This window comes from Pseudomonas sp. MWU13-2100 (genome assembly GCF_023242365.1).
Classification (GTDB): Bacteria; Pseudomonadota; Gammaproteobacteria; order Pseudomonadales; family Pseudomonadaceae; genus Aquipseudomonas.
Genome location: NZ_JALLIX010000129.1, coordinates 1 through 735, shown reverse-complemented (window position 1 = coordinate 735; position 735 = coordinate 1). Strand labels below are relative to the sequence as shown.

General features: G+C 66.3%; 1 protein-coding gene. It reads right to left on the bottom strand.

Annotated features, from left to right (window positions below; genetic code table 11):
- A partial coding sequence (locus M5B99_RS29675) for an AMP-binding protein (protein ID WP_248807464.1) occupies window positions 1-735 on the bottom strand: 735 nt, incomplete at both ends.

The window sequence follows — 735 nt, the reverse complement described above, 5'->3', positions numbered from 1 at the left end:
GCCATCGTGGCCCTGGCGGCGGCCCTGCTCGACCATGGCGGTGAACATGGCGGGGGCCACGAACAAGGTGATCTGGCCGAAGCCGCTCGCCAGCTCGAACAGCTCGTCGGCCTTGAAGTCGCGAGATTCCGGGACGACATGGCGAGCGGCCCGGCGTACATGTATCAGGCTGTAAAGTCCGGCGCAGTGCGACATCGGCGCGGCATACACCACGGCCTCATCGGCGTCGATCGGAGCGACCTCGGGCGAACAGCCCTGTGACATGGCCGTCAAGTTGCCATGGCTGAGCATCAGCGCCTTGGAGTGATCGGTGGGGCTGCTGGTGTAGAGCAGCCAGGCCAGGTCATCGGCCTGACGCGGACAAGGCGTGTCCGGCGGCGAAGTGAGCGAGGTGAGTGCGCCCATGTCCTCTCGATCCAGTTCGTGGCAACCCAGGGGCAGTCTCTCGGGGGCGAACACCTGGCCGCCGTCGGTAAAAATCAGCCGGGCGTCGGCGTTGCCGACGATCCAGCCGGCCTCGACGGGGTGCAGCTTGCAGTTGATCGGCACCGCCACGGCGCCGGCCCACCAGATGGCGTAGAGCAGTTCGAGGTATTCACAACAGTTCTGCATGAACAGGGCGACCCGGTCGCCGGGGGCAATGCCGTGCTCGTCGATCAGATAGGCGGCCCGGTGTCGGACCAGGGCGACAAAGGCGCCGTAGTTGGCGACTAGCTGCCGCCCTTCGAACAAGGC